7 protein-coding genes are annotated in these 4,998 nt (G+C 63.8%); 1 reads left to right on the top strand and 6 read right to left on the bottom strand.

Annotation, left to right across the window (positions count from 1 at the left end):
* Positions 1 to 627 (top strand): CBS domain-containing protein (locus EN893_RS18690; RefSeq protein ID WP_348632484.1); only part of this gene is annotated, 627 nt, incomplete at its 5' end.
* Positions 628 to 668: 41 nt separating this feature from the next.
* Here the strand turns inward: EN893_RS18690 and EN893_RS18685 are convergent.
* From EN893_RS18685 to EN893_RS18660, 6 genes are all read right to left on the bottom strand, one after another.
* Positions 669 to 2,312 (bottom strand): MFS transporter, encoded by a 1,644-nt coding sequence (locus EN893_RS18685; protein ID WP_127276143.1) that lies wholly within the window; start codon positions 2,310 to 2,312, stop codon positions 669 to 671.
* 230 nt (positions 2,313 to 2,542) lie between these two features.
* Positions 2,543 to 2,809: a flagellar biosynthesis protein FliQ gene (gene fliQ / locus EN893_RS18680; protein ID WP_023810020.1), complete on the bottom strand. Its 267-nt coding sequence runs from the start codon at positions 2,807 to 2,809 to the stop codon at positions 2,543 to 2,545.
* A 24-nt stretch (positions 2,810 to 2,833) separates the two neighbouring features.
* A complete protein-coding gene (flgD, locus tag EN893_RS18675; protein WP_013529774.1) occupies positions 2,834 to 3,241 on the bottom strand; it encodes a flagellar hook assembly protein FlgD in 408 nt (135 codons plus the stop codon).
* Positions 3,241 to 3,684 carry a flagellar biosynthesis repressor FlbT gene (flbT, locus tag EN893_RS18670; protein WP_027038236.1) on the bottom strand — a complete coding sequence of 148 codons (444 nt, stop codon included), beginning with the start codon at positions 3,682 to 3,684 and terminating at the stop codon, positions 3,241 to 3,243. Before flbT ends, flgD begins: the two co-directional genes overlap by 1 nt.
* Positions 3,681 to 4,028, bottom strand: a complete 348-nt coding sequence (gene flaF / locus EN893_RS18665; protein ID WP_023810018.1) for a flagellar biosynthesis regulator FlaF — start codon at positions 4,026 to 4,028, stop codon at positions 3,681 to 3,683. Before flaF ends, flbT begins: the two co-directional genes overlap by 4 nt.
* Positions 4,029 to 4,059: 31 nt before the next feature.
* Positions 4,060 to 4,998, bottom strand: a 939-nt coding sequence (locus EN893_RS18660) for a flagellar hook-associated family protein (protein WP_128361691.1), incomplete at its 5' end; no start/stop codon positions are given.

The following is a 4,998-nucleotide window of genomic DNA, read 5'->3' as shown; positions in this document are numbered from 1 at the left end:
ACGTCGCTCGCAGTCGGTGTCGTCGGCGGTCCGCTGACGATGACCTTCCTGGCGCTGGAATCGACCCGCGACCTGACGCTGACCGGCGTTGTGCTGGCCGCCTCGATCATGTCGGCGATCCTGGTGCGCGAGACCTTCGGCTACTCGTTCTCGACATGGCGCTTCCATTTGCGCGGCGAGACCATCCGCAGCGCGCACGATGTCGGCTGGATGCGCAGCCTCACAGTCGGCTCGATGATGCGCAAGGACATCAAGACCATCTATGCCTCGACGACGCTGGCAGCCTTCCGCAAGCAAGTGCCGCTCGGCTCTGCCCAGCGGGTCATCGCCGTCGACGCGGGCGACCACTATGTCGGCGTGCTGATCGTGGCCGAACTGCACAGCGATCCTTCCGATGGCGAGGTGCCGGTGCGCGATCTTGCCAAATACAAGGACGCGGTGCTGGTGCCGAGCATGAACGTGCAGGCCGCCGCGGAAACATTCCAGCGCGCCGGCGCCGAAGAACTCGCAGTCGTCGAGGATTTCACCGACCACATCGTCTTGGGGCTTTTGACCGAAGGCCATCTGATGCGGCGCTATGCCGAGGAACTCGACAAGGCGCGCCGGGACCTATCGGGCGAGGGGTGACGGACGGCCAAGCGGGGGCCTGCGACAGTGGTTGCGGAGCCCTAATGCTCGATCGGTCCCTTGGCCATCACAAGCGCTGTGCCCGCGGTCGTCGGGCGTTCGATCATGCGCCGCACGCGGGGCGGTTCGTCGCCGCTGTGCAGGGCCCGCACGCGTTCGCCGATGACGGCGTCGGCATGGGTGATGCGTCCATTGTGCCTGATATATTCGATCCAGGTCGGCGTGTGATAATGCTCGATCCATACGGTGGGATTCTCGAGATCGCGCGCCAGCGTCCAGTTGCGGGCGCCGTCACGACGGCGGATGCGGCCGCGTTCGGCCATGATGGCGAGGAACTCCGGTTCGTCCTCGTGCCGGATCACATACTCGATCATGATGGCGATGGGACCACTGCGCGGCTTCAGGTCAAGCGCAAGGTGCGGTTCCTTAAAGCGATTGAGCGGGTCGAGGTTGAGCACCTGCTGTTGCGGCAGCGGGAGCAAAAGACCGATGGCGCCGCCGGCCAGCATGGCGACGCTGGCTGCGATCAGCGCGGTTTCGGCGCCGTGCGCATCGGCGACGACACCCCAGATCCAGCTGCCGAGCGCGATGCCGCCGAAAGTCGCGGTCTGGTAGACCGACAGCACCCGGCCGACCACCCAGCGCGGCGTCGCCATCTGCACCGTGACGTTGAAATGCGAAAGCGCGATCACCCAGCAGGCGCCGCCGACAAGCAGGCCGAGCGACGTCTGCCAGGCATGCTGGCTGACGGCGGCATTGAATGCGCAGACAGCGAAGCCGGCAAAAGCACAGCGCACCATCGTCTCGCTGGACAGCAACTGCCGCAGCCTGACGCTGATCAAGGCGCCGCCGACCGCGCCGATGCCGAAGGCGCCGAGCATGATGCCATAGGTCAGCGCATCGCCCTTGACGACATCGCGCGCCACCAGAGGCAGCAACGCAAGCACAGCGCCTGCACTGAAGCCGAACGCAGCACCCCTGACCAGCACCTTGCCGATGTTGGGCGACATGGCGACATAGCGCAGGCCGGCGCCCATGGCAGCCCCCAGCGACTCGCGCGGCAAGGTCGATACCGGCACGTCCGGCTTCCAGCGCGCCAGCACGACGATCAGGCCGATATAGCTCACCGCGTTCGCCGCGAAGGCGGCCGCGGCACCGGCCGCGGCGACGATGATGCCGCCGATCGCCGGACCGACGCTGCGTGTCAGGTTAAAGCCCATCGAATTGAGGGCGACGGCCGCCGGCACCTTGTTGCGGGGGACGATGTCGCCGACGGAGGCTTGCCATGACGGGCTGTTGAGCGCGGTGCCGCTGTCGATCAGGAAGGTGAAGGCGAGCAGCGTCCACGGCGTGATCAGGCCTGAATAGGTGAACAGGGTCAGAAGCACCGACACCACCAGCATGAAGGTCTGGGCGACAAGCATCACCTTGCGCCGGTCGAAACTGTCGGCGATGGCGCCGGCTACGAGTGCAAACAGCATGATCGGCAAGGTGGTCGAAGCCTGGACCAGGGCCACCTGATAGGGCGAGGTGGCGATCGTGGTCATCATCCAGGCGGCGCCGACACCCTGGATCAAGCCACCGAAATTCGAGACGAGACTTGCGCCCCACACGGCGCGGAAAATGCCGTGCCGGAAGGGCGCCAGCGCCGAGACGCTCTCGCTGTCCGGCTTTTCGTCAATCATTTGGGGTTCCTGCCATGTCGTGCCTGCTCGTCAGACAATCCGTTTGCGCAGACCGTTTGCCGAAAGTAGGGCATGGCGCCGCAAAGGGCAAAAAAGCGCATGGTCCAACAATGGGATAGAGGCGGTCCAGGCCTTGTCCGCCGTGGGTCCGGAGGTGCCGCGGGGATCGGCGGCGTCTGTCCTCGCACAATTGCGAACGGCATGCCGCGGCACACCATCCTGGAACAGGCTCAGAAGCCGTTCTGGATGCGCTCGAAGATGACGTTGGTGAAGGCCGATATCTGGCTGCCGATGAAGGGGCCGGTCAACGCCACCACCAGCATGATCGCGACGATCTTCGGCACGAAGGTCAAGGTGATCTCCTGTACCTGCGTCAGCGCCTGGATGAGGGCGATGCCGATGCCGACCGCCATGGCGACCAGCACCACCGGAGCGGACGCGACGAGCACCGTCCACACCGCGTACTGGACGATGTCGAGAGCGTCGGCCTCATTCATGGGACTGGCTCTCTGTCGAAAGCGTCAGCTTGCTGCCTTGACCGAGACTCCCGGACCGACGGCGACTTCGGTGCCGTTCTGCAGCACGGCGATGAGACCGTTGCTGGCGAGGCGCACCGAAGCCACGGTGCCCGTGGTCAGGCCGTCGGCGGAGGTGATCGAGCGCCCGATCAGTGCGTCGGCCTGCGACAGCGCCGAGGACTGCATGATCTGATTGAGCTTGGTGTTGGTCTGCACCGACTGCTCGACCTGAGAGAAGGTGGCGAGCTGGGCGACATATTGCGTCGAATCCATCGGCTTGGTCGGATCCTGGTTCTTCATCTCGGCGATCAGAAGCTTCAGGAAGGACTGGTAGTCGACCGCTGTCTTCGAGGTCGACGCCGTGGCCTGATTGGCGCCTGTCGGAATCGTCGTCGTCATGTCCACGTTCATCAGTATCGTGCTCCCACGGCCAGCGGGCGCTCGGCACCCAAAACATCGTCATTACCACCCAGCGCGCGGCGTTCGAGCGGATAAAGCGCGCGGATCGCCTTCAGCGCCTCGTAGATATGATCCTCGCCGACCATGCGGTCGATCTGTTTCAGCGCGCTGCAGATCTGGGTGTCCTCGAAGCTTGCCAGAAGCAGCGGCAGCGAACGGCGGAACATGTCGCGCGCCGCGGCGGCGCCGGCCGGGTTCATCAGCATGACCTGCAGGATGAAATAAAGCTGCTTGAGCGGCGTCGAGGCATCGTCGGCCTGGATCACGTGGCTTTCGAGCAGGAACTGGACGTCGTTCATCAATTCGACGGTGACCTTGCGGTCGACCCGGATGACGGCGCCGTTGATGTAGATCTTTTCGTTCGGCTTCAGCGATATCTTCAGCGTGTTGGTCATTGAATGCCGTCCCTGATGATCTGGGACACCTCGATCAACCCTTCGAAATTGTTGGTGCGGCCCTGACGGATGTCCTCCGCCTCGCGCAGCAGCCACAGGCCGATGGAAATGAGATTGGCGCGCAGTTCCTTGGGCAGGGCGTTGTCGCTGGAGCCAAGATCCTCGACGAAGGCGGTCCAGACGCGGTTGGTGAAGTGAAGCGCCTCGATCGCTTCCATGGAATCGTGGCCGGCCGCTGCTGCCGCCGCCAGCATGTCGATCGAGCGGGTCAGAAGCTCCCGCTCGCGGTCCTTCGCGTCGGCAACGGAGTTGCTCTGGATGTCGGCGTAGGAGAATTGGTACATCGTTGGGGCTCTACCGTTCCGTTAAGCGTTGTCAGGTCAGGTAATTCAACAGGCTGAGCTGCTGCAGGCGTGCGGTCAACGCGAAAGACGTTTCGATGTGCTGTGTCAGGTCCGCGACCCGTGTCGCGGCTGCCGCCGGATCGACGGCTTCCAGATCGAGAATGTGCCGTTCGAAAAGGTCGACCTGCGTTTTCATCCGATCGTTGGCATCGGAAACCCGCTTCTGGACGATGCCGGTCTCGGATTGAAGCTGGCCAATGCCGCTCAGCGCTTCGCCAACCAATGTGGTGGAGCGGCTGACAACCGTATTCTTCGCCGCCTGGCTGATGTTGCTGGACATCAGGCTGCTGACCATGGCTGCGGCCATGGCGAGTTTCTGAATGCCATCGCTGTTGGCGCTGGTCGAAGTCGGTGTGGTTTCGTTGAGTGCGATGCGGCTGACGATCTGCTGGTCGGTGGCGTTCGACCAGTCGCCCTGCCAACCCGCGCCCGTGAACAGCGGCGCGACATCGTTGGTGATGAAATCGTCCATCTGGGCGGCCGTGATGTTGGCCGCTGCCGGGTCGTCCTGGGTGAAACCGAAATTGGTGAGGAAAGCGGTATCGAATGCAGCCTTGGCGGGAGAGCCGGCAGCCGTGAAATCGTTGATCGGCTTGACGTCGGTGTTGGTGCCGGCAAACAGATATTCACCATTGACGCTGGTGTTGAGGATCGAGGTCAGCTGCTGGATGGTCGCCTTGCCGGAGTCCCGGGTGAGGCTGTTGGACGAGTCGCTTGAGGAAGCGGTGGTCAGGGCGGACAGGAAGGTCTGAGCGGCGCCGGAGAGCTGGCCAAGCGAGGTCTGTGTCGAGGAAAGCCTCGCGCCGACCAGGCCGTTGGAATCGATAATGACGTTGAGCCGGTCGAGATCGCGCGAGAAGGTGACGGACTGGGCGGTGCGCCCTCCGAGAGCCAGCCCGACATCGGCGAC

The organism is Mesorhizobium sp. M7A.F.Ca.CA.004.04.2.1, from assembly GCF_004022825.1.
GTDB lineage: Bacteria > Pseudomonadota > Alphaproteobacteria > Rhizobiales > Rhizobiaceae > Mesorhizobium.
Note: the sequence above shows the minus strand (reverse complement) of the source record. Positions and strands in the feature narration are given on the sequence as shown.